This window comes from Umezawaea sp. Da 62-37 (genome assembly GCF_032460545.1).
In the GTDB taxonomy this organism is placed as follows: Bacteria; Actinomycetota; Actinomycetes; order Mycobacteriales; family Pseudonocardiaceae; genus Umezawaea.
In genome coordinates this window covers 2,329,980-2,355,196 of record NZ_CP135965.1, presented here as the reverse complement: position 1 = coordinate 2,355,196, position 25,217 = coordinate 2,329,980, and the positions used below count along the sequence as shown (strand labels likewise).

The window sequence follows — 25,217 nt, the reverse complement described above, 5'->3', positions numbered from 1 at the left end:
AGATGATAGCCGGGTCGGGCCGCGGCGCGGAGCGCGCCACGGCCCGACCCCGCGTCAGATCGCGTCTTCCGTCCCGCGCACGTGGTTGCGCACCGTGGCGGGCAGCCGCAGCCGCTCGTCCCGGCACAGCTCCCGCAGCTCGGCGGCCGACTCGTCCGGGGTCAGCGTCAGCGCCGCCAACCGGTCGAACAGCTCCGCGAGTTCCCCGGTGATCTCCTCCTGCGGCCCCGGCATGGCGCCCCAGCCGTCCCACGGCAGCACCTCGGTGCCCAGCAGCGACGCCGCGTCGCGGACGAGGTTGCCCGCGATCCACCACGACCCGGTCTCGCCCAGCGCGGTGAGACCGAACTTCGACGGGTCCGCGGTGCCCGCCCGGCAGCGCAGCCAGGCGTCACCGGCGACCAGGAAGCGGTCGCGCGGCACGTCGAGGAGGTCGAAGTCGATCGGGAACATCCCCCGCTGCACGTCGTCGATCTGGCCGTCGACCAGGACCCAGCGGTCCTGCTCGGCGTTCCGGTACTCGGCGACCCAGTGGTCCTCGAAGGCGTCGCCGCCGAAGTACCCGCCGAACCCGCAGCGCGCCCTCGCGGGCACCCCTCGAGCCCGCAGGGCGGTCACGAGCAGGACGGTGAAGTGCCGGCAGTTGCCCGCGATCCGGTCTCCCGGCTCCCTGGCCTCGGTCAGCGGCCGGTCGTCCCGCGAGACGATCCGGTCGAGCACGTCCTCGATCCGCCGCAGGTGCACCGGCGCGCGGTCGGCGTCGGACAGCTCCACGCCGTAGTTCGGCGCGATGTGCTCGTGGATCAGCAGCCCGTGGCCCGCGGCCGCGAGCCCCGCGACGTCGTGGGGCAGCGCGTCCAGCAGCGCCGAGTACTTGCCCGCCGACGTCATCGGCCCCGGAGTCGTGTAGTCGGTCACGACCGCACCTCGCGGGCTCGGCGCACGTAGTCCACCAGGTCCGGGCCGTCGCCGGGGGCGGGCCAGCCGAGCTGCCGGTTGACCGCCTCCTTCGACCCCTCGTACGCGGCGTCGGTCGCCGCCACGATCGCCGTGTCACCGCCGTGGAAGGCGGTGCCGATCTCGTCCCACCTCGTCGTCAGTTCCTGCACGCGCGGATCGTCCACCGGAACGTTCTCGGCCTGCAACCCCATCAGCCGCCGGGCGAGGTCGGCCCACTCGAGCTTCATGGCCTCGATCGCCGCCGGGCCGAGGTCGGTCCGCTTGCGCGCCAACAGGTCCTGCTGCGCGGGGGTGTAGTGGTCGTCCATCCTCGAGATCATCTCCAGAGTCGCCGTGAACTTCTCCGGACCGGGCATCCCCCCGTCGAGGGCCGCGAGCAGATCGCCGATCCGCTCGCGCAGCCGCGCCACGCGCACCGCCTGCTCGTCCAGGTGCGCCAACTGGCGCGCCAGGACCGTCCGCAACGCCGACACGTCGTCGGCGTCGCGGTCGAGCGCGGTGGCGATCTCCTCCAGCGGCAGCCCGAGCCCGCGCAACGCGCGCACCCGGTAGAGCCGCCGCAGATCGCCCTCGGTGTACCGGCGGTGCCCGGCCCCCGTCCGCTCGCTCGCCGGCACCAGTCCGATGGCGTCGTAGTGGTGCAGCGCGCGCACGGTGAGGCCGGTGGCGCGGGCCAGCTCGCCCACGCTCCACCGCTGCTCAAGGGCTTGTCCGGTCACGGGATCGACGCTAGGACCTCACGTTGTGTCAGGTGCAAGCCCTCAGGGCCGGTAGATCGCCAGGGCGGCGGGGTGGGAGCGGAACTGGAAGCGGTCGCCGGTGGGGCCGACCTCGCCGTCGGTCGCGATGGCCACGTCGGAGCCGAAGACGCGGACGTCGAGCGTCCTGGTCTCCATGTGCCGGTAGGTGCGGCTGCGGTGCAGCGAACCGAGCAGGGCGCCGATGAAGAACCGGGTCCGCGAGTAGCGCGTGTCGGCGCGGATGAACCGCACGTCCATGAGCCCCGCGTCGAGCTTCGGGCGGGTGGTCGGGGCGAAGCCCTTCGGCAGGTACGGGCCGTTGCCGACGAACAGCATCCAGACGCGGTGCGGCTCGCCGTTGAGCTCCATGTTCAGCGGCTGCGACGACCGCAGCACCTTGGCCATCGCCATCCCGGCCGCGGGCCACTTGCCCCAGCGCTTCTCCAGCTTCTCCCGCACCCGCACCATGTCCGGGTAGCCGCCGAGGCTCGCGGTGTTCACGAACCAGATCCGGTCGCCGCCGTCGACCTCCACGGCCGACAGGTCGACCCGCACGCCGTCGCCCGCCGCGACGGCGGTCTCCGCGTCGGACAGGCCCTCGACGCCGACGTCGCGGGCGAAGTGGTTGAGCGTGCCCGCGGGCACGAGCACCATCGGCAGGTCGTGCTCGGCGGCGATGGCGGCCACCGCGGCGACGGTCCCGTCGCCGCCCGCGACACCCAGCGCGAGCGGGTGGTGGTCCTCGACGACCGTGTCGAGGTGGTCGATCGCGATGACGGTGGCCTTCGGCCACGCCTGCTGGATCTGCTCGGACGGGTCGGCCGTGGTGGGGCCGGAGCCGGGGTTGACGATCACGACGAGGCCTTCGCCGTCGGGCAGCGCCTCCAGCGTGGTGTGCTCGTAGGCCGACGCGGCCTCCTCGCGCCCGAGCGGCCACCAGCGGCGGGTCAGCAGACCCGCGCCGACGCCGATCGCGGCACCGGCGGCGACGTCGGATGGCCAGTGCACGCCCGTGTGCACGCGGGAGTACGCCACGGCCGCGGCGATCGGGGCGATCACGGCGGCGGCCTTCGGCGAGTCCATCGCGATGGCCGTGGTGAACGCCGCCGCGGAGGCCGCGTGCCCCGACGGGAACGACGACGACGTGGGCCGCTTGGTCAGCCGCCGGGCCATCGGCACCAGGTCGGCGGCGGGCCTGCGCCGGGGGAACAGGGTCTTGCCCACCGCGTTCGCGCTGAAGCTGGCGCCCGCGATGGCCACCACGCCGCGCAACGCCGCCTTGCGGGTTATTCCTTTCCGCGTGGCCAGCACGCCGGCGATCGCGAACCACAGCAGCCCGTGGTTCGCCGTCTTCGTCAGCCGCTTCAACCCGGCATCAGCCGAGGTCAGAGGTAGGTTCGCGCTCTTCCGAACCAGCTTCTCGTCGATCAGCCCGACCCGCATACCCGACTTGCGCACTCGTCTCAACACACGACGACGTTAGCCCGAATCGGGCACGCCGCCCGTTTGGATCACTGATCGCGGGGGGTTTTGCGCCTACTGTTGAGGCATGCAGCGGCGGATCTTCGGCATTGAGACTGAGTTCGGGGTGACCTGCACCTTCCACGGGCAGCGCAGGCTGTCCCCGGATGAGGTCGCGCGGTATCTGTTCCGCCGGGTCGTGTCGTGGGGGCGTTCGTCGAACGTCTTCCTGCGCAACGGCTCCCGGCTGTACCTGGACGTGGGCTCCCACCCGGAGTACGCGACGGCCGAGTGCGACGACCTGGCCCAGCTCGTCACCCACGACAAGGCGGGGGAGCGGATCCTCGAGGACCTGCTCGTCGACGCCGAACGCAGGCTCGCCGACGAGGGCATCGGCGGGGACATCTTCCTGTTCAAGAACAACACCGACTCGGCGGGCAACTCCTACGGCTGCCACGAGAACTACCTGGTCGCCCGCGCGGGGGAGTTCTCCCGCATCGCGGACGTCCTGCTGCCGTTCCTGGTGACCCGCCAGCTCATCTGCGGAGCGGGGAAGGTCCTCCAGACTCCCCGCGGAGCCGTGTTCTGCCTCTCGCAGCGGGCCGAGCACATCTGGGAGGGGGTCTCCAGCGCGACGACCCGCTCCCGGCCGATCATCAATACCCGCGACGAGCCGCACGCCGACGCCGAGCGCTACCGCAGGCTCCACGTCATCGTCGGCGACTCCAACATGTCCGAGGTCACGACCCTGCTCAAGGTGGGCAGCGCGAACCTCGTGCTCGAGATGATCGAGCAGGGGGTGCAGTTCCGGGACTTCTCCCTGGACAACCCGATAAGGGCCATCCGCGAGATCAGCCACGACCTCACCGGTCGTCGCACCGTCCGGCTCGCGGGCGGCAAGGAGGCCTCGGCGCTGGACATCCAGCGCGAGTACTACGAGCGGGCCGTCGAACACGTCGCCAAGCGCTCCCCGGACCCGATGGCCGAGCGCGTGCTCGAGCTGTGGGGCCGCACGCTCGACGCGATCGAGGCCGAGGACCTGTCCAAGATCGACCGCGAGATCGACTGGGCCATCAAGCACCGGCTGATGCAGCGCTACCAGGCCAAGCACGACATGGACCTGTCCAACCCGCGCATCGCGCAGATCGACCTCGCCTACCACGACATCCGGCGCGGCCGGGGGATCTTCGACCTCCTCCAGCGCAAGGGCCAGGTGGAGCGGGTCACCGACGACGGCGAGATCGAGGCCGCCAAGGACACCCCGCCGCAGACCACGCGGGCCAAGCTGCGCGGAGACTTCATCGCCGCCGCGCAGGCCGCCGGTCGCGACTTCACCGTCGACTGGGTGCACCTGAAGCTGAACGACCAGGCGCAGCGCACCGTGCTGTGCAAGGACCCGTTCCGCGCGGTCGACGAGCGGGTCGAACGGCTCATCGCCTCGCTCTAGCGCCACGACTCCAGGAGGGGATCCCTACTTCGGTAGGGGGCCCCTCCGGCACGTGGTGGGGCAGCATGATCGCCAACCGAGAGGGGCGGACATGCGGGCGTTGGGCGTGGTGATCGCGGTACTGCTGTCGTTGCTGATACCGGAGGTGGCGTCGGCTTCGGGTGGGCCGTCGTGGGTCGTGAAGCCGACCGGGGTGGACGCCCAGCTGCGCGGCCTGTCCGCCGTGGACGGCCGGGTCGCGTGGGTCAGCGGCAGCAGGGGCACCGTGCTGCGGACCGTCGACGGCGGCGCCACCTGGGCCGCGGTCGCCCCGCCGGACACCGCCGCCCTGGACTTCCGGGACGTCGAGGCGTTCGACGCGCTGCACGCCGTGGTGCTCTCCATCGGCCCCGGCGACTCGTCCCGGATCTACCGGACCTCCGACGGCGGCCGGACCTGGGACCTGGCCTTCCGCAACACCGAGGAGGCCGCGTTCTACGACTGCGTCGCGTTCTTCGACCGCTTCCGCGGCCTCGCGATGGGCGACCCGGTCGACGGGGAGTTCCGGATCCTGTCCACGGTCGACGGCGGTCGCAGTTGGTCACCGGTGCCGGGGGAGAACTTCCCGCCCGCTTTGGAGGGTGAGGCCGGGTTCGCGGCCAGCGGCCAGTGCGTCGCCACCGCCGGTCCGTTCGACGCCTGGTTCGCCACCGGCGGCGGCGCGACGGCCCGTGTGCTGCATTCCGGTGACGGTGGCAGGCACTGGAAGGCCTCCGACACCCCGTTGCTCAGCCTGCCGTCCGCCGGGGTGTTCTCGGTGGCGTTCCGGACGCCTTGGCAGGGGGTCGCTGTCGGAGGTGATTACGCGCGGCCTGCGGAGCCGGTGGTGGGGGTGGCGTTGACGTCGGACAGCGGCCGGACGTGGAAGGTGCCGTCACAGGCGCCGCTCGGGTATCGGTCGGGTGCGGCGTGGAGGGGTGGGTCGGTGATCGCCGTGGGGCCGACGGGCAGTGATGTGAGTGTGGATGGTGGTAGGCGGTGGAGGTCGTTCGACGCGGGGAGTTTTGACACGGTGGATTGCACCGTGCTGCGGGTGTGTTGGGCGTCGGGTGGCAAGGGGCGGGTGGGGGTGTTGAAGGGGTAGGGGGTGCTGGGTACGCCGCCGGGGCGCGTGTGCCGTGCTGGGTCGTCGGGGGTCGGATCCGCCGTGCTCCAGGTGCGGCCGGCTTGACTTGGGGCCCCTCTTTTCGCCCCTCGGCGGTCTAAAGGGGCAGGTGGTAGTGCTCCTGCCCGCCGCCGAAAGTGCAGGGCCGAAAACCCCAAGTCAAGCCAGCCGCACGGCGGGCGAGCGCTGCTCGGCGGGTGGGTGGTTGGTCGGTTTGCTCGGTGGGTGTGTGGTCGGTCAGGTGTGGCCGGTTTTGTTCAGTTGCCCACGCCGAGGCTTGTCATGTGCGCGGGTGGGTAGCGGTCGCCTTGTGCTGAGCCCGCGGGTACGGCTTTCTCGATTTCCGCGAGGTCTTCCTGGCCGAGTGCCACTTCCGTCGCGGGTAGTGCCTCGGTCAGTCGTGTGCGGGTTCGGGCGCCGATGAGGGGGACGATGTCGTCGCCCTGTGCGGCTACCCAGGCGATGGCGAGTTGGGCGACGGTGTGGCCCTTCGCTTCGGCGATTCGGCGCAGGGTCTCGACCAGGGCGAGGTTGTGTTCGATGTTGTCGGTCGAGAACCGGGGGAGGAAGGTGCGTCCGTCGGTGGGGTCGGGGGTCCTGTCCGCACTCCAGTGTCCGGAGATGAGGCCTCTGCTCAGCACTCCGTACGCGGTCATGCCGATGCCCAGTTCGCGCAGCGTCGGCAGGACGTCGGCCTCCACGGCGCGGGACAGCACCGAGTACTCGATCTGGAGGTCGCTGATCGGGTGCACGGCGTGCGCTCGGCGGATGGTCGCCGCGTCGACCTCCGAGAGGCCGATGTGGCGGACGTGGCCTGCGTCGACCAGCTCCTTGATCGCGCCCACGGTCTCCTCGATCGGCACCGCCGGGTCCAGGCGGGCGGGGCGGTAGACGTCGACGTGGTCGGTGCCGAGCCGGGTCAGGGAATGGGCCAGGAAGTTCTTCAACGCTTCCGGCCTGCTGTCCTGGCCGCCGAACTCGCGGCCGGGGCCCCGCAGTTGGCCGAACTTGACGCTGAGCCGGTAGCTGTCGCGGTCCCGGCCGCGCAGCGCCTCGCCGAGCAGCAGTTCGTTGTGGCCCATGGCGTAGAAGTCGGCGGTGTCGACCAGCGTGACGCCCGCGTCCAGCGCGGCGTGCACGGTGGCGATGCCCTCGGCGCGGTCGGAGACGCCGTAGGCGCCGGTCGACATGCCCATGGCGCCCAGGCCCAGTTCGGAGACCGCCGGTCCGGTGCTGCCGAGGTTTCGTGTCCGCATCGGGTTCCCTTCGTCGAAGTCCTCACCACCATGGGGCGGCGGCGACCCGGGCGTAAGCGGAGCGTCGACCCCGGGAGCGCCGCTCCCTGGATGGGGTCGCCGCCGGCGGGGGAGCATGGGGACATGCAGCGTGAGCAGCTCGCCGACTTCCTGCGCCGCCGCCGCGAGGCGATCCGCCCGGCCGAGGTCGGCGTCGTCGCGGGTCCTCGCCGTCGCACCGCTGGCCTGTGCCGCGAGGAGGTGGCCGCGCTCGCCGGGATGTCGGTCGACTACGTCGTGCGCCTGGAGCAGGGCCGCAGCAGTCAGCCGTCCACCCAGCTGCTAGGCGCGTTGGCGCGGGCGTTGCGACTGTCCGACGACGAGCGCGACCACCTGTTCCTCCTGGCCGGTCATCGCCCTCCGCCCGCTGACGGGGTGGCCAGGCAGGCCCGTGCGGGGCTGCTGCGGATGCTGGACCTGCTCGGCGACAACCCCGCGCTGGTGATCTCCGACCTGGGGGAGGTCCTGGCGCAGAACCGGGCGTCCGTCCTGCTGGCGGGCGACCACACCGGGTTCTCCGGGGATCGGCGCTACGTCGCCCACCGGTGGTTCACCGACCCCGGAGCCCGCACCGCGGACGTGCCGCAGGAGTGGGAGCGCCACGCCCGGCAGCACGTGGCCGACCTCCGCGCGGTGGCGGGCAGGCGGCCCGGTGACCCGGTGGTCTCCGGACTGGTCGAGCGGCTGCTGGCGGCGAGCGCAGACTTCCGCCGGTACTGGTCCGAGCACGAGGTGGCGGTGCGGCGCGCCGACCGCAAGACCTTCGTCCACCCGCGGGTGGGCCGGGTGGTGGTGGACTGCGAGACCCTGGTGACGCCCGACCAGGGGCAGCGGCTGGTGGTGCTCACCCCCGCCGACGACGAGGCCCGCGAGCGGCTGGCCCTGCTGCGCGTGCTGGGCACCGAGGAGTTCCCCACGGGGGTGCAGGACGCGGCCTCGCGGTGGGGCTCCGGCCGTCCGCGGCGGATCGGCGTGGTGAACGGTCCGTTCGGCGGTGCTCGTGCCGGGGAGGCAGGACGTCCGGTCGTCCGACGGGGTTAGGGTTGGGCGGTGTCCACCATCCGCGCCGAACGGCTCGTCAACCTGGTGTTGTGCCTGCTGTCGACCCGCCAGTTCCTGAGCGCCGAACGCATCCGCGGCATCGTCCCCGGCTACGCCGACGCGCTCAGCGACGAGGCGTTCTTCCGGATGTTCGAACGGGACAAGACCGAGCTGCGGGATCTCGGCGTGCCGCTGGAGGTCGGGAAGACGCAGTCGTTCGAGACGACGGACGGGTACCGGATCGCGCGCCGCGACTACGAGCTGGGCGACATCGACCTGGAGCCGGACGAGGCCGCCGCGGTCGCGCTGGCGGCCAGGCTGTGGGACTCGCCGCAGTTCACCGGCGCCGCGCACGGAGCGCTGATCAAGCTGCGCGCCGCGGGCGTCGACGTGGACCAGGACGTGCACGCCGCCGTGGAGCCGAAGGTGCGGACCAGCGAGCCCGCGTTCCCGTCGCTGCTGGCGGCGGTGCAGGCCGGGCAGGTCGTCGAGTTCGACTACCGGCGCCCGGTCGCGACCGACGTGGCCACCCGCACGATCGAGCCCTGGGGCGTCGTCGCCTGGCGCGGCCGCTGGTACCTGGTCGGGCACGACCGCGACCGCGGGGCCGCGCGCTGCTTCCGGCTGTCCCGCGTGGTCGGCGAGGTGCGCACGATCGGCAAGCCCGGCGTCGTGGAACGGCCGGACGACGTGGACCTGCTGAGCTTCGTCGCGACCAGCCAGCGCGACGCGCCGCCGAGCGCCCCGACCAGGCTGTGGGTGGCCAAGGGGCGGGCGCACGGGCTGCGCAGGCGGGCCAGGCTCGTCGGCGAGCAGGTGGTCGAGGGCGAGCCGGGCGACCTGGTGGAGATCGAACTGCGCTTCCCCGACTCGGCGGCGAAGTGGATCGCGGGCTTCGGCCCGGACGTGCTGGTGCTCGAACCCGAGGTGCTGGCGAAGTCGGTGCGGGAACGGCTGCTGGGCGCGCTGAGCACCCAGCGCGGTGCGGAGGTGGGTCGGTGAGCGCGTCGTCCGAACGGGTGCCGCGGCTGCTGGCCCTGGTGCCGTACCTGCTGGCCAGGCCCGGTATCCCGCTGCGGGAGGTGGCCGCGGACTTCGAGGTGCCCGAGAAACAGCTGCGCAAGGACCTCGAACTGCTCTGGATGTGCGGGCTGCCCGGCTACGGCCCCGGCGACCTGATCGACCTGTCGTTCGAGGGCGACACGGTCACCGTGGGCTTCGACGCGGGCATGAGCAGGCCGCTGCGGCTGACCGCGGCCGAGGCGACGTCGCTGCTGGTCGCGCTGCGCGCGCTGAGCGACACGCCGGGGATGCTGGACGCCGAGGCGGTCCAGCGGGCCGTCGCCAAGATCGAGGCGGCCGTGGGCAAGGCACAGCCCGCCGGGGTGGCGGTCGGGCTGGCGCTGCGCGAGGCGCCGGAGACGACGAAGGTCCGCGACGCGCTCCAGGACGGCGTCCGGCGCGGCCGGGCGCTGCGGCTGCGCTACTACACCCCGTCACGGGACGAGATCACCGACCGGGTCGTCGACCCGATGCGGATGCTCCTCGTGGAGGGCCACAGCTACCTGGAGGCCTGGTGCCGCGCGGCCGACGGCGTGCGGCTGTTCCGGCTCGACCGCATCGACGAGGTCGAGGTGCTGGACGAGGGAGCGGCCCCGCCGCCGCACGCCCAGCACACCGACACTTCGGAGGGGTTGTTCCGGCCCGACGCGTCGCAGAAGATGGCCGTGCTCGTGCTGGAGCCGGACGCGCGCTGGATCGCCGAGTACTACCCGGTCGACGACGTGATCGAACTCGGCGCGGGCCGGGCGCGCGTGATGATGCGCTACGCCGACCTGTCGTGGATGGTCAGGCTGGCCCTGGGCCTGGGTGGCGACGTGCGCGTGGAGCACCCGGCGGAGCTCGCAGACGAGGTCGTCAGGCAGTCCACCGCGGCATTGCGCCGGGCGGAACACCTGCCGTCCACCTGAGACCAGTACGGTGAGGGGGTGCCGTACTTGCCCAGCCTGGTGCTCGTGGTCATCGGAGTGGTCGTCCTCGTGGTGATGGCGGTCAGGGTGACCCGTTCGTTGCGCCGCTTCACAGTCGCCAGCACCCTGGTGGGTGACAATGTGGGCAATGGCGTGGGTTTGCTGAAGGCGCGGACGGCCGCGCTCGGCGTGGCCTTCGCCGAACGGCGTTCGGATCAGCCCCGCGTGCGATCGACGGACCGGGGGAGACAGGAGGACCACCGTGGGTAACCTCGGAGCTACAGAGCTGATCATCATCGCCGTGGTGATCATCCTGCTGTTCGGTGCGAAGAAGCTGCCGGACATGGCGCGCTCGCTCGGCAAGTCGGCGAAGATCCTCAAGGCGGAGACCAAGGGTCTGCGCGAGGACGACGACCAGGCGCAGCACCAGGCGCCGCCGCAGCAGTACGCGCCGCAGCCGCCGGTCCAGCAGGCCCCGCCGCAGCAGCTGCCGCCCGCGCAGCCCCAGGTCGCGCAGCCCCAGGTCGCGCAGCCGCCCGTCGCGCAGCCGGTCGTGCAGCCGGTCGTGCAGCAGCAGCCCGTTGACCAGAAGAACACCAACAACTGAGCTGAAGGACGGACCGCACGGTGGGCGCAAGTCCCGTCCGGTGGCTGGGTCAGCTCCGGGACCGCAGGAACAAGACCAGCCGTCGGGGCAATCCCGACGGCACGATGTCCCTCAAGGACCACCTCTACGACCTGCGCAGCAGGCTCGCGTGGGGTCTGCTGTTCATCGCCATCGGCGCGATCTTCGGCTTCTTCTGGTGGCAGTGGCGGCTCTTCGGCCTGCCCAGCCTCGGTGACGTCGTCATCGCCCCGTACTGCGGCATCCCGCTGGACAACCGGCTGCACCAGGGCACCGTCGCCTGCCAGCTGCTGCAGACGGAGCCGTTCGAGGGTTTCATGATCCGCCTGAAGGTCGGCGCGGCCGCGGGCATGGCGCTCACGTCCCCGCTGTGGCTCAACCAGGTGTGGCGGTTCATCGCGCCCGGCCTGTACTCGAAGGAGCGCAAGTTCGCGCTCGTCTTCGTGTTCGCCGCGTCCGTGCTCTTCATCTGCGGCGCCGTGCTCGCCTTCTACGTCGTGCCGCAGGGCCTGAACGTCCTGGTCGGCTTCGGCGACGAGAAGTTCCTGACCGCGCTGTCCGGTGGCGCGTACATCAACTTCGTCCTGGCCCTGCTGCTCATCTTCGGCGTCAGCTTCGAGCTGCCGCTGGTGGTGGTCATGCTCAACCAGGTCGGCGTGGTGAGCTACGAGAAGCTGAACAAGTGGCGGCGCGGCATCATCTTCGCCCTGTTCATCTTCGCCGCCATCGCCACGCCGGGCACCGACCCGATCTCGATGGTGTTCCTCGCCGTCGCGTTGACGCTGCTGTTCGAGGTCGCGATCCAGATGGCCCGCGTGCACGACCGGCGGGCCGCCAAGAAGCTCGCCGCCGAGAACCTGGTCGAGTTGGACGACAACGAGGCAGCGCCGTTCGACTACACCCCCTCCTCCGTCGAGGAGGAACCGGTCGAGGCGCCCGCGACCCCGCAGAAGCGCCCGAACTACGACGACGCCACATGACCCGCGCCGCCCTGCTGGTGTGCCCCGCCTCGGGTGGGGGCAGGGCGGCCCGGATCGCGGGCACGGTCGCCGCCGGTCTGCGGGAGGCCGTGGACCGGCTGGACCTGCATGTGGGCCAGAGCGCCGCGGACACCGCCCGGCTGGCCCGCAAGGCGGTGGCCGACGGCGTGGACGTGCTCGTCGTCCTGGGCGGCGACGGTGGCGCGCACCTCGGCGTCCAGGCGTGCGCGGAGACCCCGACGGCGCTGGCCGTGGTGCCCGCGGGCACCGGCAACGACCTCGCGGCCGTGCTCGGCACGGCGACCGTCGACGACGTGGTGGCGAACCTGCGTTCGGGTGCGCGCAAGCGCTTCGACCTCGGCCGCGTCTCGACCGGCACCTGGTTCGCGACGGTGCTGTGCGCCGGGTTCGACTCGGCGGTGAACGAGCGGGCGAACGCCATGCGGTGGCCCGCCGGACCGCGTCGGTACGACCTGGCGATCCTGGCCGAGCTGGCGGCGTTGCGGGCGCTGCCGCTGGTGGTGGAGACCGAGCACGGCGTCGAGGAGCTGGACGCGACGCTGGTCGCCATCGGCAACACCCCCAACTACGGCGGCGGCATCCCCGTCTGCCCCGGCGCCGACCCGTCCGACGGGCTGTTCGACCTCACCGTCGTCACGGCGGTCAGCCGGACCGCGCTGGTCCGGATGCTGCCCACGCTGCGCACCGGCAACCACGTCGACCACATCGCCGTGCGGACGCTGCGCGCCCGGTCCGTCCGCCTCGCCGGGGACAACGGCTGGGTCGGCTACGCCGACGGCGAGCGCGTCGCCGAACTGCCCCTCTCGGTCGAGTGCCGCCCCGGCGCGTTGGCGGTCGTCGCCTCGTAGTTGGTGCGCTCGGTCTATTCCGCTCACATGACCAACTCGTTACGGTCAGTGTCTGGGAGCGTTCCCAGAAACGTGAGGAGTAACCGTGCGAAGCCTGTTGCGCGTGCTCGCCGCCGTGGTGTCCGGTGTGTCGGTAGTGGCGCTGGTCGTGGTCGGCGGCCACACCGCAGCCTCGGCCGCACCCGCCTGCGCCGTCGTCTACCAACCGAACCAGTGGCAGGGCGGGTTCACCGCCAACGTGACCGTGACCAACGGCGGCGCGCCCGTCACCGCGTGGACGCTCACCTGGACCTACACCGGCAGCCAGACGGTGACCTCGGCGTGGAACGCCACCGTCACCCAGTCCGGGAAGGTGGTCACGGCGAAGAACGTCGCCCACAACGGCACCCTCGGCTCCGGCGCCAGCACCCAGTTCGGGATCCAGGCGAGTTTCCAGGGCACCAACGACGCGCCGGTCGACTACGCGTTCAACGGCGTGTCCTGCAACGGCCAGCCGCCGACCACGACGACCACCACCACCACGACCACTACCACCACCACGCCGTCCGTACCGGGCAAGTGCCCGGCGGGCGCCGTCTGCGACGACTTCGAGGGCCAGACCGGCACCTCGCCGTCGGGCCTGTGGAGCGTCGGCGCGGCGAACTGCACCGGCGCGGGCACGGTCTCCGTGGACAACGCGGTCGCCCACGCGGGCACCCGCTCCGTCCGCGTCGACGGCAAGGCCGGCTACTGCAACCACATCTTCTTCGGCACCTCCGTCGCCACCACCGGCCCGGTGCGCGTCCGCTACTACCTCCGCCACACCACCCTGCTGCCCGCCAGCCACATCACCATGGCGGCGCTGAAGGACTCCGCGGACAGCGGCCGCGACCTCCGCTTCGGCGGCCAGAACCAGGCCCTGCAGTGGAACCGCGAATCCGACGACGCCACCCTGCCCGCCCAGAGCCCCGCGGGCGTCGCGCAGAGCGTTCCCCTGCCGGTCAACCAGTGGAACTGCGTCGAGTTCGAGATCGACCGCGCGGGCACCCTGCGCACCTGGCTCGACTCCCGTGAGATCACCGGCCTGAAGGTCGACGGCGTCCCGACCCCCGACGTCGACCAGCAGTGGCTCGCCCGCTCCGGCTGGCGCCCCGCCCCGGTCGACCTGCGGCTGGGCTGGGAGAGCTACGGCGAAGGCGCCGACACGCTCTGGTACGACGACGTCGTGATCGCGAGCTCCGCGATCGGCTGCTGACAGCGGTCCAGGTCATGAAGGCCCCCTGAGCGCATGGTGCTCAGGGGGCCTTCACCTTCGACGGGGCGAATCGCGAGTCCGCGGGTGCCAGGAGTTCACCAGTTGGTTGACCCGCTGGAAGGACAGGCCGAGGACTTCGCCGGCTTCGCGCTGCGAGAGCCCTTGCGAAAGCAGCTCGCGGACCGCTGCTCGGGACTCCGCCGCGGCCTCCGACTGCTTGCGACCGGCCTCCGCCCGGAGCACCTCGGCTCGGGCGAGGTGGTCCTGGACCGCGCTGGGCAGGGTGACCTCGATGTCCAGCGCGTACTCCGCACCGTCGGGCTTCTCCATGATCTCGACGAGTTCACGAGCCATCACGGGCACGTCCCGGTATCGAAGTGCCTGGGTCGACCGGTTGATCTCCGGGATGCGGATGAGCCAGAACCTGCCATCCCGAGTCACCTCGACGTGGTAGGTCCTCATTTTCGCCACCAGCACTTCCCGGCATTCCTTGAAGATGTCGACCGCAAGGGTTGTCGCCCACCTCGTTGTGGCGGGGATCGGAACCGTCAAGCCTTCGAGCATGTGGACCGTGTGGTTCCCGCCCTCGCGTACGGGAGTCCACCGCGCACCCCGGCTCTTGGCCTCTGCCGCGATTTTCCCGACCACATCCCGTCGTTTCGCGACGTACGTCCAGGGCAGGCTAGATGCAAGCGTCAAGTCCGGGGTAGACGGTTCGCTCGATCGTGTTGATCACCCCGAACACCGGAAGGCCCCCGGAGGCAGCACTGGCTCCGGGGGCCGAGACCGACGGCCGTCAGGCCATCGGTCGGTCGGTGGGTTCGATCGGTCGCGGCAGCAGGTCACGGCCGGTCAGGTACGCGTCGACCCCCGCGGCGGCCGAGCGGCCCTCCGCGATGGCCCACACGATCAGCGACTGGCCACGGCCCATGTCGCCTGCGACGAACACCCCGTCCACGGTCGTGGCGAACGAGCGGTCCCGCACGACGTTGCCGCGCGGGTCCAGTTCCACGCCGAGGTCCTCGATCAGCCCGGCGCGTTCCGGCCCGAGGAAACCCATCGCGAGCGTCACGAGCTGGGCCGGGATGACCCGTTCCGTTCCCTCGACCGCGACGAACTTCCCGGCCTCGAAAGCGACCTCGACGAGCTGGATCGACTGCACCGCGCCGTCCTCGTCGCCCTGGAACTCGACGGTGGACACCGCGTAGACGCGTTCGCCGCCCTCCTCGTGCGCGGAGGACACCCGGTAGACCATCGAGTACGTGGGCCACGGGTTGTTCGCGGCCCGCGCCTCCGGCGGTCGGGGCATGATCTCCAGCTGCGTCACCGAAGCCGCCCCCTGCCGGTGCGCGGTGCCGACGCAGTCCGCGCCGGTGTCACCGCCGCCGATCACGACGACGTGCTTGCCCTCGGCGTGGATCGGCGACCGGTCGAGATCCCCGCGCGCCACCCTGTTGGCGGGCGGCAGGTACTCCATCGCCTGGTGCACACCGGACAGCGACCGACCGGGGATCGGCAGGTCGCGCCACGCGGTGGCCCCACCCGCCAGCACGACGGCGTCGTAGGAGGCGCGCAGCTCCTCGACGGTGACGTCGACACCGATGTCGACCGAGACGCGGAACTCCGTCCCCTCGGCCCGCATCTGGTCGAGTCGCCGGTCGAGCCGCCACTTCTCCATCTTGAACTCGGGGATGCCGTAGCGCAGCAGCCCGCCGATCGCGTCGGCGCGCTCCAGCACCACGACGTCGTGACCGGCGCGCGTCAACTGCTGCGCGGCGGCCAGCCCCGCCGGCCCGGAACCCACGACGGCGACCTTCCTGCCGGTGCGGACCTCCGGGATCTGCGGGGTGACCCAGCCCTCGTCCCACGCGCGGTCGATGATCGAGATCTCGACCCGCTTGATGGTCACCGGATCGCCGTTGATGCCGACGACGCAGGCGGTCTCGCAGGGGGCGGGGCACAGCGTCCCGGTGAACTCCGGGAAGTTGTTCGTGGCGTGCAGGCGTTCGGCGGCCTGCCGCCAGTCGTCCCGCCACACCAGGGTGTTCCACTCGGGGATGAGGTTGCCCAGCGGGCAGCCCTGGTGGCAGAACGGGATGCCGCAGTCCATGCAGCGCCCGGCCTGCTTCTCCAGCCGCTGCCCCTCGAACTCCTCGTAGACCTCGCGCCAGTCCTTGAGGCGCAGGAACACCGGCCTGGTGGTCGGCACTTCGCGCTGGGTGGTGAGAAAACCCCTCGGGTCAGCCATGAGCGGCCTCCATGATCGCCTCGTTGACGTCGCGGCCCTCGCGCTCGGCCTGCTCCTGCGCCGCCAGCACCCGCTTGAAGTCCTTCGGCATGACCTTCGTGAACCGCTCCGCGGCCACGTCCCAGTCAGCCAGCAAACCCCGTGCCACGGCGGATTCCGTCTCCGCGTAGTGGCGTTCGACGACCTCGCGCAGGAACCCGCGCTCGTCGTCGGTGAGCCGGTCGAGGTCGACCATCTCGGGGTTCACCCGTTGCGGCAGCAGGTCCAGCACGTAGGCGATGCCGCCGGACATGCCCGCCGCGAAGTTGCGGCCGGTCTGCCCGAGCACCACGACCCGGCCACCGGTCATGTACTCGCAGCCGTGGTCGCCCACGCCCTCGACGACGGCCAGCGCGCCGGAGTTGCGCACGCAGAACCGCTCGCCGACCCGGCCGCGCAGGAAGAGCTCGCCGCCGGTCGCGCCGTAGCCGATCACGTTGCCCGCGATGATGTTCTGCTCCGCCGCGAACTGCGCCTCGGCCACCGGGCGGACCGTGATCCGCCCGCCGGACAGGCCCTTGCCGACGTAGTCGTTGGCGTCGCCGACCAGCCGCAGCGTGATGCCCTTGGGCAGGAACGCGCCGAACGACTGGCCCGCCGTGCCGGTGAAGGTGATGTCGATCGTGTCGTCCGGCAGCCCTTCACCGCCCCAGCGCTTGGTCACCTCCGAGCCGAGCATGGTGCCGACCGTGCGGTTCACGTTGCGCACGGGCAGTTCCAGCCGCACCCGGTCGCCGGAGGACAGGGCGCCCTCGGCGAGCTGGATGAGCGTGTTGTCGAGCGCCTTCTCCAGACCGTGGTCCTGCGTGGTGGTCCGGTGCCTGGCCGCGCGCGGCGGCAGCTCCGGCACGTGGAAGATCGGCGACAGGTCGAGACCGGCGGCCTTCCAGTGGTCGACGGCCTTGCGCTTGTCCAGGAACTCGGCGTGCCCGACGGCCTCCAGCAGCGACCGGAAACCCAGCTGCGCCAGCAGTTCCCGCACTTCCTGGGCGATGAACTGGAAGAAGTTCACCACGTGCTCGGCCTGACCGGTGAACTTGGCGCGCAGCACCGGGTTCTGCGTCGCCACGCCGACCGGGCAGGTGTCGAGGTGGCACACCCGCATCATGACGCAGCCCGACACGACCAGCGGCGCGGTCGCGAAGCCGAACTCCTCCGCGCCGAGCAGCGCGGCGATGACGACGTCGCGGCCGGTCTTGAGCTGGCCGTCGGTCTGCACCACGATCCGGTCGCGCAACCTGTTGGCCAGCAACGTCTGCTGCGTCTCGGCCAACCCCAGCTCCCACGGTCCGCCCGCGTGCTTGAGCGAGGACAGCGGGGAGGCGCCGGTGCCGCCGTCGTGCCCGGAGATCAGCACCACGTCGGCGTGCGCCTTGGACACGCCCGCCGCGACCGTGCCGACGCCGACCTCGGACACCAGCTTCACGTGGATGCGGGCGACCGGGTTGGCGTTCTTGAGGTCGTGGATCAGCTGGGCCAGGTCCTCGATGGAGTAGATGTCGTGGTGCGGCGGCGGGGAGATGAGCCCGACGCCCGGCGTGGAGTGCCGGGTCTTCGCGATCCACGGGTACACCTTGGTGCCGGGCAGCTGCCCGCCCTCGCCGGGCTTCGCGCCCTGCGCCATCTTGATCTGGATGTCGTCCGCGTTCACCAGGTACTCGCTGGTCACGCCGAACCGCCCGGAGGCCACCTGCTTGATCGCCGACCGGCGCAGGTCGCCGTTGGCGTCGCGGGTGTAGCGGTCGCTGTCCTCGCCGCCCTCACCGGTGTTGGACTTGGCGCCCAGCCGGTTCATCGCGATCGCGAGGACCTCGTGCATCTCCTTGGAGATCGACCCGTAGGAGATGGCGCCGGTGGCGAACCGCTTGACGATCTCGGAGACCGGCTCGACCTCCTCGATCGGCACGGCGGGCCGCAGCCCCTCCTTGAACGCGAACAGGCCGCGCAGCGTGTACAGCCGCTCGGACTGCTCGTCGACCGCGCGGGTGTACTCCTTGAAGACGTCGTAGCGACCGGACCTCGTGGAGTGCTGGAGCTTGAACACGGTGGTGGGGTTGAACAGGTGCGCCTCGCCTTCGCGGCGCCACTGGTACTCGCCGCCCACCTCCAGCTCGCGGTGGCTCGCGTGCACCCCGTCGGGCGGGAACGCCTTGCGGTGCCGCTTCGCCACCTCCTCGGCGAGGATGTCGAAGTCGACGCCGCCGAGCCGGGACGTGGTGCCGGTGAAGCAGTTCTCGACCACGCCCGCCCCGAGGCCGATGGCCTCGAAGATCTGCGCGCCGGTGTAGGACGCGACCGTGGAGACGCCCATCTTCGACATCGTCTTGCGCACGCCCTTGCCCAGCCCCTTGATCAGGTTCCGGGCCGCCTGGTGCGGCGAGATGTCGCCGAGCACGCCGCGCGCGCTCAGGTCCTCCACGGTCGCCATCGCCAGGTACGGGTTGACGGCCTTGGCGCCGTACCCGACCAGCAGGGCGATGTGGTGCACCTCGCGGGCGTCGCCGGACTCCACGATGAGCCCGACCTGCGTGCGGGTCTTCTCGCGCACCAGGTGGTGGTGCACCGCGCCGGTGAGCAGCAACGACGGGATCGGCGCCTTGGTCGCGGTCACGCCGCGGTCGGACAGCACGATGACCCGCGCGCCGTCCTCGATGGCCTCCGACACCTCCGACCGGATCTGGTCGAGCCTGGCCACCAGCGCCGCGCCGCCTCCGCGCACGTCGTAGGTGCCGCGGACGGTGACGGCCTGGAACTCCGGGAACTCCCCGTCGTCGTTGACGTGGGTGATCTTGGCCAGCTCGTCGTTGTCCAGCACCGGGAACGGCAGCGTGATCCGCCTGCACGAGTCGCCGTCGGCGAATAGCAGGTTCGGCTCCGACCCGACCGTGGTCTGCAGCGAGGTGATGAGCTCCTCGCGGATCGAGTCCAGCGGCGGGTTCGTCACCTGCGCGAAGAGCTGCGTGAAGTAGTCGAACAGCTGCCGCGGCCGGTCCGACAGGGGTGCGAACGGGGCGTCGTTGCCCATCGACCCGATCGGCTCGGCGCCCGAGACGGCCATCGGCCGGAGCAGGACGTTCAGCTCCTCCTCGGTGTAGCCGAACGCCTGCTGCCTGCGCACCAGCGACGCGTGCGAGGGCCACTCGCGCTCCCGCAGCGGCAGGTCGTCGAGCGCCACGAGGCCCTCGGCGATCCAGTCCGCGTACGGCTGCGCGGCGGCCAGCTCGCCCTTGATCTCGTCGTCGTCGATGATCCGGCCCGCGGCGGTGTCGACCAGGAACATGCGGCCGGGCTCCAACCGTCCCTTCCGGACGATCGTGGCCGGGTCGAACTCCAGCACACCGGCCTCGCTGCCGAGCACCACGAGCCCGTCCTCGGTGACCCAGTACCGGGCCGGGCGCAGGCCGTTGCGGTCCAGCACCGCGCCGATGACCGTGCCGTCGGTGAACGACACCAGGGCGGGCCCGTCCCACGGCTCCATGAGCGTGGCGTGGAACTCGTAGAACGCGCGCCGCGCGGCGTCCATCTCGGTGTGGTTCTCCCACGCCTCCGGGATCATCATCAGCACCGCGTGCGGCAGCGACCGGCCGCCCAGGTGCAGCATCTCCAGCACCTCGTCGAACGAGGCGGAGTCGCTGGCGCCGCGGGTGATGACCGGGAAGATCCGGGACAGGTCCCCGTCGACGAGGTCCGAGCGCAGCGTCGACTCGCGGGCGTCCATCCAGTTCCGGTTGCCGCGCAACGTGTTGATCTCACCGTTGTGCGCCACGTACCGGTACGGGTGCGCCAGCGGCCACGACGGGAACGTGTTCGTGGAGAACCGGGAGTGCACCAGCCCGATGGAGCTGGTCACCCGCTCGTCGGTGAGGTCCGGGAAGAACCTCTCCACCTGCGGCTCGGTCAGCATCCCCTTGTACACGACGGTCCGCGCCGACAGCGACGGGAAGTACACGTCCACCGCGTGCTCGGCGCGCTTGCGCACGACGAACGCCAACCGCTCCAACGCCAGCCCCTCGACGGCCGGGTTGCGCGGTGCGACGAACACCTGGGCGAAGTGCGGCATGGTGGTCGCCGCCGTCGGGCCGACGTGCTCGGCGTCGACCGGCAGCTCGCGCCACCCGAGCACCTCGGCGTCCTCCTCGGCCGCGATCCGGCCGATCGCGTCGACGACCCCGGCGCGCTCACCGGGGTCCACGGGCAGGAACGCCGTCCCCACGGCGTACCCACCCGCTTCCGGGAGCTCGAAGTCGACGACGGCCCGGTAGAACGCGTCCGGCACCTGGATCAGGATGCCCGCGCCGTCACCGGTCTCGGGTTCCGCGCCCCGAGCACCCCGGTGTTCCAGGTTGCGCAACGCGATCAGGGCCTTGGAGACGATGTCGTGGTTGCGGCGTCCGGCCAGATCGGCGACGAACGCGACACCGCACGCGTCGTGCTCGAACTGCGGGTCGTAAAGACCCTGCGCGGAGCCTGGTTGCTGCTTGTGGTGGGTCACAGCCTGCGGCCCTCCCATGGCTAGTGCTGACAAAGGGGCTCACATGTCGTTCGGGCACACGTCGGTGGCCGGGCCCCAGCACGACGAGGTGTCGGGGGCACGGCCTGAGCGGGTACCGCAAAGCGGCCGGGTGGAATCCGGCTGATCTACAGGTGGTGACCGCACGCCGTTGTGCGGGAGGCACTGCGTGGTGCATGCGCACGCGGCCGGATGGCGGATCGTGGTGCGCCTGGGTCCTGCACCGGGGGTGACCCGGTCTTGTGACGATAGTGTGAATTCGCCGTTATGGCTCTAGTCCGTCCAGGGCTCGTGGGAAATCCCACCCGCTGTTGACAAGGTCCCGAGTGGTGGAATCATTCCACGTTCGGCCGAACGGCGGAGCGTTCGGGTGTTCCGGCAGGTCCGCTACGTCCGGCGGCGCAGCAGGTAGGTGTCCATGATCCAGCCCTTGCGCTCCCGCGCCTCGGCGCGCGTGGCCACGATCCGCTCGGCCACCTCGCGCACCGGACCGGAGATGAGCAGCTCATCAGGGGTGCCGACGTACGCGCCCCAGTAGATGTCGACGTCCTGGTCGGCCACGCCGGTGAACGAGTTGTGCGCGTCGAGCATGACGACGACGTCGTCCACGTCGGTGGGAAAACCCTCCGCGAGCCTGCGTCCGGTGGTGATCTGCACTGGCCTGCCCACCCGGTTCAGGCTGGTCCGGTGCTTCGCCACCAGCGCCTGCACGCTGGTGATGCCGGGGATGACCTCGTAGTCGAACTCCACGTCGCCGCGCGCCAGGATGTCCTCGACGATGGCCAGCGTGCTGTCGTAGAGGGCCGGGTCGCCCCACACGAGGAACGCGCCGGTCTCGCCGTCGGCCAGTTCGGTGCGGATCAGCTCCTCGCAGACGTCCGCGCGCCGCCTGCGCCAGTCGTGCACCGCCTCGGCGTAGGCGGGCGTGCTCCGGTCCCGTTCGGGGTCGCGCGCCTCGACCACGCGGTGGGCCCGGTCGACGTGCCGGTCCAGGATCTCCTGGCGGACGTCCACCAGGTCCTGCTTGACCTCGCCCTTGTCCAGGACGAAGAACACGTCGACGCGGTTGAGCGCCTTGACCGCCTGGACGGTGATGTGGTCGGGGTCGCCCGCTCCGATGCCGATGACGAGGATCTGCTTCACGGGCGCGAGTCTGCCAGCCGTCCTACCCCTGCTCGGCGATGGCGCCGCGCACGCAGGCGGCCGCGGCGATCAGCAGGGCCGCGGCGAGGACCGCGGGCCACACCGTCGACGAGGTGATCGCGATGCCGATGTTCACCACTCCGGTGAGGGTGAACAGGACGGCAGGGAGCAACCACGCGGTGTTGCGGCCCTCGCGAACGCGGTGGGTAATCGTCTGTTCCAACAAGTGGCACCTCCTGGGTCCTGTGACACCCATATCGGCGCGGGCGCGAACCGGGTTACTCCGCGCTTCGCGGTTTCATCCGTGGACCCGATGAGTGGTCGTTCTCACAAGACGGGCGGTCAGGCGCGATCCAATCGGGGGAACAAAACCTCTCTGAGTAGCAGCAGCACCGCCGCTGCCAGCGGAATTGCGACGATTGCTCCAATTACGCCGAGGAGCGTGCCGCCGATGAGCACGGCGGCGACGGTGACGACGTCGGGGATCTCGACCACCCGACCCATGACCTTCGGCGAGAGGTAGTAGTTCTCGACGGTCTGGTACACGATGAAGAAGACGGCGGTCGCGATGCCTACGGGGAGTGACACCGTCAGCGCGATCAGGCTGACGACGACCGCCGCGATGGTCGCGCCGACGGCCGGGATGAGGTCCAGGATCATCACGCCGATGGCGAGCAGCAGCGCGTAGGGGACACCGAAGACGATCAGCCAGACGAACGTGACGGCTCCCGCGATCAGCGAGATGAGCACGTTGCCCAGGACGTAGCCGCCGATCTTGGCGAACATCTGGTCGCCGATCAGGATCGCCCTCGGCCTGCGCGTGCTCGGCACGAACCGGTAGATCGTGCGGCGGATCGCCGGGAGGTTGCCCAGGAAGTACGCGGTCAGGATCATCACGATGACCGTGTTGGTCAGCACCCCGAACACCATCGCGCCCGCGCCCAGGATGCCGTTCATCAGCGTGTCCTGGTTCTTGGTCACCAGGTTCTGGACCTTGGTCTGCAGGTCGAAGCGGGTGTTCAGTTCGGTCAGCGCCGAACCCTTGGACGTCAGGTCCTTCAGGTACTCGGGCGCGTGGGCGGCGAACTGGGTCGCCTGGTCGACCAGCGGGGTGATCGCCATGACCAGGAACCCCACCAGGATCCCGACCAGCGTCAGCAGCACCGCCGACACGGCCGCGCCGCGCCGCCACTTGTGCTGCGCCAGCCAGGACACGGCGGGTTCGAGCCCGACGGCCAGGAAGAACGCCAGCCCGATCATGACCAGCACGTCCCGCGTGCTCAGCAGGAGCTGCGACAGCCCGTAGGTCACCGCGACGCCCGCCGCGCCGATCATGCCGACGAAGAACGGCGAACGCCGGTTGAGCGGCCGGCCGGGACGCCCCAGCGGGCGCTCGTCGCTGCTCATCTCGGCCGCGGCCGCCTCGGCGTCCGCGATCGGCCCCTCGGCCTCTTCCTCGTGCGGCTGCGCCACCAGGTCGTGGTGCGCTTCCGCCGCCTTGCTGTCAGGGTCCGCCATCGCCGCCATGCCCCCAGGAATCCGCCATTTGTCGCCGGATACCCATCGACCCGCACAGGAAACGTACAGCTCCGGCACAGCGCGCGAACGGGGTGAACGGGCGAAAGTGGACGCCATGAGCGGACACACGCCGGACCACGACCGCGGACTCGCCTTCGACCTGGCGACCCTGAACCGCCGCCGCGTCCTCACCCTCTTCGGCGGCGCGGGCCTGGCCACCCTCGTCGGCTGCGCGAGCGGCTCCACGGAGCCGACCGCCGCCACCACGTCCGGCAGCACTTCGGCCGCCGCCTCGGCCTCCGCGGCCGCGTGCGCCCCCGAGATCCCCGACGAGACCTCCGGCCCGTTCCCCGGCGACGGGTCGAACGGCCCGAACGTCCTCACCGAGAGCGGCATCGTGCGCGACGACATCCGCTCCAGCTTCGGCGGCTCCTCGGGCACCGCCCAGGGTGTGCCGCTGACCATCACCCTCACCGTGCAGAAGGACTGCAAGGCCTACACCGGGGCCGCGGTGTACCTGTGGCACTGCGACCGCGACGGAAACTACTCGATGTACTCGAACGGCGTCGCCGACCAGAACTACCTGCGCGGCGTCCAGGAGACCGACGCCTCGGGCGAGGTCACCTTCACCACCATCTTCCCCGCCGCCTACTCCGGCCGCTGGCCCCACGCCCACTTCGAGGTCTACCCCGACCTGGCCGAGGCCACCAAGGCCGGCGACCCCGTGAAGACCACCCAGCTCGCGTTCCCGAAGGACGTGTGCGAGACCGTCTACGCCACCAACGGCTACAGCGCCAGCGTGCGCAACCTCGCCTCCAGCTCACTGGAGACCGACAACGTCTTCAGCGACGGCCACGACACCCAACTGGCCACCGTCACCGGCGACGCGACGGGCGGCTACAAGGCCACCCTGCTGGTGTCGGTCTAGGGCATGATCGACCGGTGATCGTGAGACCGGCGGGTGCCGCCGACCTGGAGTCGCTGGTGCGACTGCGCCTGGCCAACGCCGAGGCCCACATCGCCCTGGAGCCCTCGGTGTACCGGATGCCCTCCCGCGAGGCCGTCGTCGACCACTTCACCTCGGCGGTGGCCTCCACGTCCGACGCGATCCTCGTCGCCGAGATCGGCGGCCGGGTGGTCGGCATGATCGAGGTCCTGCGCCGACCGGACCCGCCCGACCACCAGATCCTGCGCCCGGAGCCATCCGCCTTCGTGCACACGGTCGTGCTGCCCGAGGCCCGCGGGCACGAGGTCGGCGCGGCGCTGCTGGCGGCCGGTGAGCGGTGGGCCGCCGCCGCGGGCGTCCGCCACCTCTCCGCGGGCATCCACCACGCGAACGCCGGGGCGGTCCGGTTCTACGGCAGGCACGGCTACCACGACTCCGGGCTGTCGCTGGGGAAGCGGCTCACCGACTAGGCGTACCGCCCGCCACGGGTGCGCGTCGTCCACCTCGCACGGCACCGGATCGGCCGCACCGCGACCCCGCTCATCGTGGTGCGGCGGTCCTACTCGAACCGGTCCCGCAACCCCGCCAGCGTCGCCGTGATCCCCTTCGCGTTCAGCGCGGGCATCCGCAACAACTCCAACACCCTCGGCCCCTTGGACCCGGTGTAGTCGAACGTCTCCGTCACCACCGTGCGCCCGTCGACCTCCTCGAAGCTCCACCGCCAGTGGTGCCCCGCCGGATGCCGCCACTCGATCAACCGCCCGTCCTCGAACGCCGTGACGACGCTGGTGATCCGGTAGGGCAACCCGTACATCTTCATGGCGACGGAGAACCGGGCACCCTCGCTCAACCGCTCCGGCCCCCGCACGTCCGCCCGCACGGTCCCCGACCCGTCCACCTCGTCGTGCCGACGCGGATCGGCCAACATCGCGAACAGGGGCGCCGCCGGGGCGTTCACCACCACCTGCCGGGTCACCGTCCGGGGGCCGGTCTCGATCTTGCGCACTTCTTCCACGGAACCTCCGCTAGCCGATCGCGACGCCGACG

23 protein-coding genes are annotated in these 25,217 nt (G+C 71.1%); 12 read left to right on the top strand and 11 right to left on the bottom strand.

Annotated elements, in window-relative coordinates; genetic code table 11:
* Positions 1-54: 54 nt before the first annotated feature.
* From RM788_RS10175 to RM788_RS10165, 3 genes are read right to left on the bottom strand one after another with little or no spacing between them, the layout of a single operon-like run.
* On the bottom strand, positions 55-918 hold the full coding sequence (locus RM788_RS10175) for a transglutaminase-like domain-containing protein (RefSeq protein ID WP_315931341.1): 864 nt from the start codon (positions 916-918) through the stop codon (positions 55-57).
* Positions 915-1,679: a MerR family transcriptional regulator gene (locus RM788_RS10170; RefSeq protein ID WP_315931340.1), complete on the bottom strand. Its 765-nt coding sequence runs from the start codon at positions 1,677-1,679 to the stop codon at positions 915-917. Before RM788_RS10170 ends, RM788_RS10175 begins: the two co-directional genes overlap by 4 nt.
* A gap of 42 nt (positions 1,680-1,721) precedes the next feature.
* The gene (locus RM788_RS10165) at positions 1,722-3,170 is read right to left on the bottom strand and encodes a bifunctional phosphatase PAP2/diacylglycerol kinase family protein (RefSeq protein ID WP_315931339.1); all 1,449 of its coding nucleotides are present in this window, start codon (positions 3,168-3,170) and stop codon (positions 1,722-1,724) included.
* Between the two features lie 79 nt (positions 3,171-3,249).
* Here RM788_RS10165 and pafA point away from each other — a divergent pair, with 79 nt between their 5' ends.
* Together pafA and RM788_RS10155 are read left to right on the top strand one after the other, a co-directional pair.
* On the top strand, positions 3,250-4,608 hold the full coding sequence (gene pafA, locus RM788_RS10160; RefSeq protein WP_315931338.1) for a Pup--protein ligase: 1,359 nt from the start codon (positions 3,250-3,252) through the stop codon (positions 4,606-4,608).
* A 91-nt stretch (positions 4,609-4,699) separates the two neighbouring features.
* Positions 4,700-5,731 (top strand): WD40/YVTN/BNR-like repeat-containing protein, encoded by a 1,032-nt coding sequence (locus tag RM788_RS10155; RefSeq protein ID WP_315931336.1) that lies wholly within the window; start codon positions 4,700-4,702, stop codon positions 5,729-5,731.
* A gap of 278 nt (positions 5,732-6,009) precedes the next feature.
* Here RM788_RS10155 and RM788_RS10150 read toward each other — a convergent pair whose 3' ends face one another.
* Positions 6,010-7,008 carry an aldo/keto reductase gene (locus RM788_RS10150; RefSeq protein WP_315931335.1) on the bottom strand — a complete coding sequence of 333 codons (999 nt, stop codon included), beginning with the start codon at positions 7,006-7,008 and terminating at the stop codon, positions 6,010-6,012.
* Between the two features lie 123 nt (positions 7,009-7,131).
* On the opposite strand from RM788_RS10150, the gene RM788_RS10145 reads away from it, so the two are divergent.
* From RM788_RS10145 to RM788_RS10110, 8 genes are all read left to right on the top strand, one after another.
* Positions 7,132-8,088: a helix-turn-helix domain-containing protein gene (locus RM788_RS10145; protein WP_315931334.1), complete on the top strand. Its 957-nt coding sequence runs from the start codon at positions 7,132-7,134 to the stop codon at positions 8,086-8,088.
* Positions 8,089-8,097: 9 nt separating this feature from the next.
* A complete protein-coding gene (locus tag RM788_RS10140; protein ID WP_315931333.1) occupies positions 8,098-9,090 on the top strand; it encodes a helix-turn-helix transcriptional regulator in 993 nt (330 codons plus the stop codon).
* The gene (locus tag RM788_RS10135) at positions 9,087-10,058 is read left to right on the top strand and encodes a helix-turn-helix transcriptional regulator (protein WP_315931332.1); all 972 of its coding nucleotides are present in this window, start codon (positions 9,087-9,089) and stop codon (positions 10,056-10,058) included. The genes RM788_RS10140 and RM788_RS10135 overlap by 4 nt, the downstream gene beginning before the upstream one ends.
* Positions 10,059-10,076: 18 nt before the next feature.
* On the top strand, positions 10,077-10,328 hold the full coding sequence (locus RM788_RS10130; RefSeq protein ID WP_315931330.1) for a bacteriophage holin: 252 nt from the start codon (positions 10,077-10,079) through the stop codon (positions 10,326-10,328).
* Complete coding sequence (tatA, locus tag RM788_RS10125) at positions 10,321-10,665, top strand: Sec-independent protein translocase subunit TatA (RefSeq protein ID WP_315931329.1); 345 nt, start codon at positions 10,321-10,323, stop codon at positions 10,663-10,665. Before RM788_RS10130 ends, tatA begins: the two co-directional genes overlap by 8 nt.
* 104 nt (positions 10,666-10,769) lie before the next feature.
* Positions 10,770-11,663: a twin-arginine translocase subunit TatC gene (gene tatC, locus RM788_RS10120; protein ID WP_315934603.1), complete on the top strand. Its 894-nt coding sequence runs from the start codon at positions 10,770-10,772 to the stop codon at positions 11,661-11,663.
* Entirely contained in the window at positions 11,660-12,532 is an 873-nt protein-coding gene (locus RM788_RS10115; protein ID WP_315931328.1) for a diacylglycerol/lipid kinase family protein, read from the top strand. Before tatC ends, RM788_RS10115 begins: the two co-directional genes overlap by 4 nt.
* Before the next feature lie 85 nt (positions 12,533-12,617).
* Complete coding sequence (locus RM788_RS10110) at positions 12,618-13,766, top strand: cellulose-binding domain-containing protein (protein ID WP_315931327.1); 1,149 nt, start codon at positions 12,618-12,620, stop codon at positions 13,764-13,766.
* Positions 13,767-13,817: 51 nt separating this feature from the next.
* Here RM788_RS10110 and RM788_RS10105 read toward each other — a convergent pair whose 3' ends face one another.
* The 6 genes from RM788_RS10105 to RM788_RS10080 all read right to left on the bottom strand — a co-directional run bounded on the left by RM788_RS10105 (position 13,818) and on the right by RM788_RS10080 (position 23,233).
* Positions 13,818-14,228, bottom strand: a complete 411-nt coding sequence (locus RM788_RS10105; RefSeq protein WP_315931326.1) for a hypothetical protein — start codon at positions 14,226-14,228, stop codon at positions 13,818-13,820.
* A 334-nt stretch (positions 14,229-14,562) separates the two neighbouring features.
* Positions 14,563-16,014, bottom strand: coding sequence for a glutamate synthase subunit beta (locus tag RM788_RS10100; RefSeq protein WP_315931325.1), 1,452 nt, complete (start codon positions 16,012-16,014; stop codon positions 14,563-14,565).
* Positions 16,007-20,545, bottom strand: a complete 4,539-nt coding sequence (gltB, locus tag RM788_RS10095; protein WP_315931324.1) for a glutamate synthase large subunit — start codon at positions 20,543-20,545, stop codon at positions 16,007-16,009. Before gltB ends, RM788_RS10100 begins: the two co-directional genes overlap by 8 nt.
* 405 nt (positions 20,546-20,950) lie before the next feature.
* On the bottom strand, positions 20,951-21,706 hold the full coding sequence (cobF, locus tag RM788_RS10090; protein WP_315931323.1) for a precorrin-6A synthase (deacetylating): 756 nt from the start codon (positions 21,704-21,706) through the stop codon (positions 20,951-20,953).
* Between the two features lie 22 nt (positions 21,707-21,728).
* The gene (locus tag RM788_RS10085; RefSeq protein WP_315931321.1) at positions 21,729-21,929 is read right to left on the bottom strand and encodes a hypothetical protein; all 201 of its coding nucleotides are present in this window, start codon (positions 21,927-21,929) and stop codon (positions 21,729-21,731) included.
* A gap of 119 nt (positions 21,930-22,048) precedes the next feature.
* A complete protein-coding gene (locus tag RM788_RS10080) occupies positions 22,049-23,233 on the bottom strand; it encodes an AI-2E family transporter (RefSeq protein ID WP_315931320.1) in 1,185 nt (394 codons plus the stop codon).
* Between the two features lie 106 nt (positions 23,234-23,339).
* On the opposite strand from RM788_RS10080, the gene RM788_RS10075 reads away from it, so the two are divergent.
* Both RM788_RS10075 and RM788_RS10070 read left to right on the top strand, forming a co-directional pair.
* Positions 23,340-24,152, top strand: coding sequence for a dioxygenase family protein (locus RM788_RS10075; protein WP_315931319.1), 813 nt, complete (start codon positions 23,340-23,342; stop codon positions 24,150-24,152).
* Between the two features lie 14 nt (positions 24,153-24,166).
* A complete protein-coding gene (locus RM788_RS10070) occupies positions 24,167-24,640 on the top strand; it encodes a GNAT family N-acetyltransferase (RefSeq protein WP_315931318.1) in 474 nt (157 codons plus the stop codon).
* Positions 24,641-24,729: 89 nt separating this feature from the next.
* On the opposite strand, the gene RM788_RS10065 is transcribed toward RM788_RS10070, so the two are convergent.
* On the bottom strand, positions 24,730-25,185 hold the full coding sequence (locus tag RM788_RS10065; protein ID WP_315931317.1) for an SRPBCC family protein: 456 nt from the start codon (positions 25,183-25,185) through the stop codon (positions 24,730-24,732).
* Positions 25,186-25,217 lie beyond the last annotated feature (32 nt).

Excerpts from the sequence above, each read along its gene's own strand:
- pafA (WP_315931338.1), top strand. The coding sequence starts at position 3,250 with ATGCAGCGGCGGATCTTCGGCATTGAGACTGAGTTCGGGGTGACCTGC.
- RM788_RS10155 (WP_315931336.1), top strand. The coding sequence starts at position 4,700 with ATGCGGGCGTTGGGCGTGGTGATCGCGGTACTGCTGTCGTTGCTGATA.
- RM788_RS10150 (WP_315931335.1), bottom strand. The coding sequence starts at position 7,008 with ATGCGGACACGAAACCTCGGCAGCACCGGACCGGCGGTCTCCGAACTG.
- RM788_RS10145 (WP_315931334.1), top strand. The coding sequence starts at position 7,132 with ATGCAGCGTGAGCAGCTCGCCGACTTCCTGCGCCGCCGCCGCGAGGCG.
- tatC (WP_315934603.1), top strand. The coding sequence starts at position 10,770 with ATGTCCCTCAAGGACCACCTCTACGACCTGCGCAGCAGGCTCGCGTGG.
- RM788_RS10115 (WP_315931328.1), top strand. The coding sequence starts at position 11,660 with ATGACCCGCGCCGCCCTGCTGGTGTGCCCCGCCTCGGGTGGGGGCAGG.
- RM788_RS10105 (WP_315931326.1), bottom strand. The coding sequence starts at position 14,228 with ATGAGGACCTACCACGTCGAGGTGACTCGGGATGGCAGGTTCTGGCTC.
- RM788_RS10100 (WP_315931325.1), bottom strand. The coding sequence starts at position 16,014 with ATGGCTGACCCGAGGGGTTTTCTCACCACCCAGCGCGAAGTGCCGACC.
- RM788_RS10080 (WP_315931320.1), bottom strand. The coding sequence starts at position 23,233 with ATGGCGGCGATGGCGGACCCTGACAGCAAGGCGGCGGAAGCGCACCAC.
- RM788_RS10075 (WP_315931319.1), top strand. The coding sequence starts at position 23,340 with ATGAGCGGACACACGCCGGACCACGACCGCGGACTCGCCTTCGACCTG.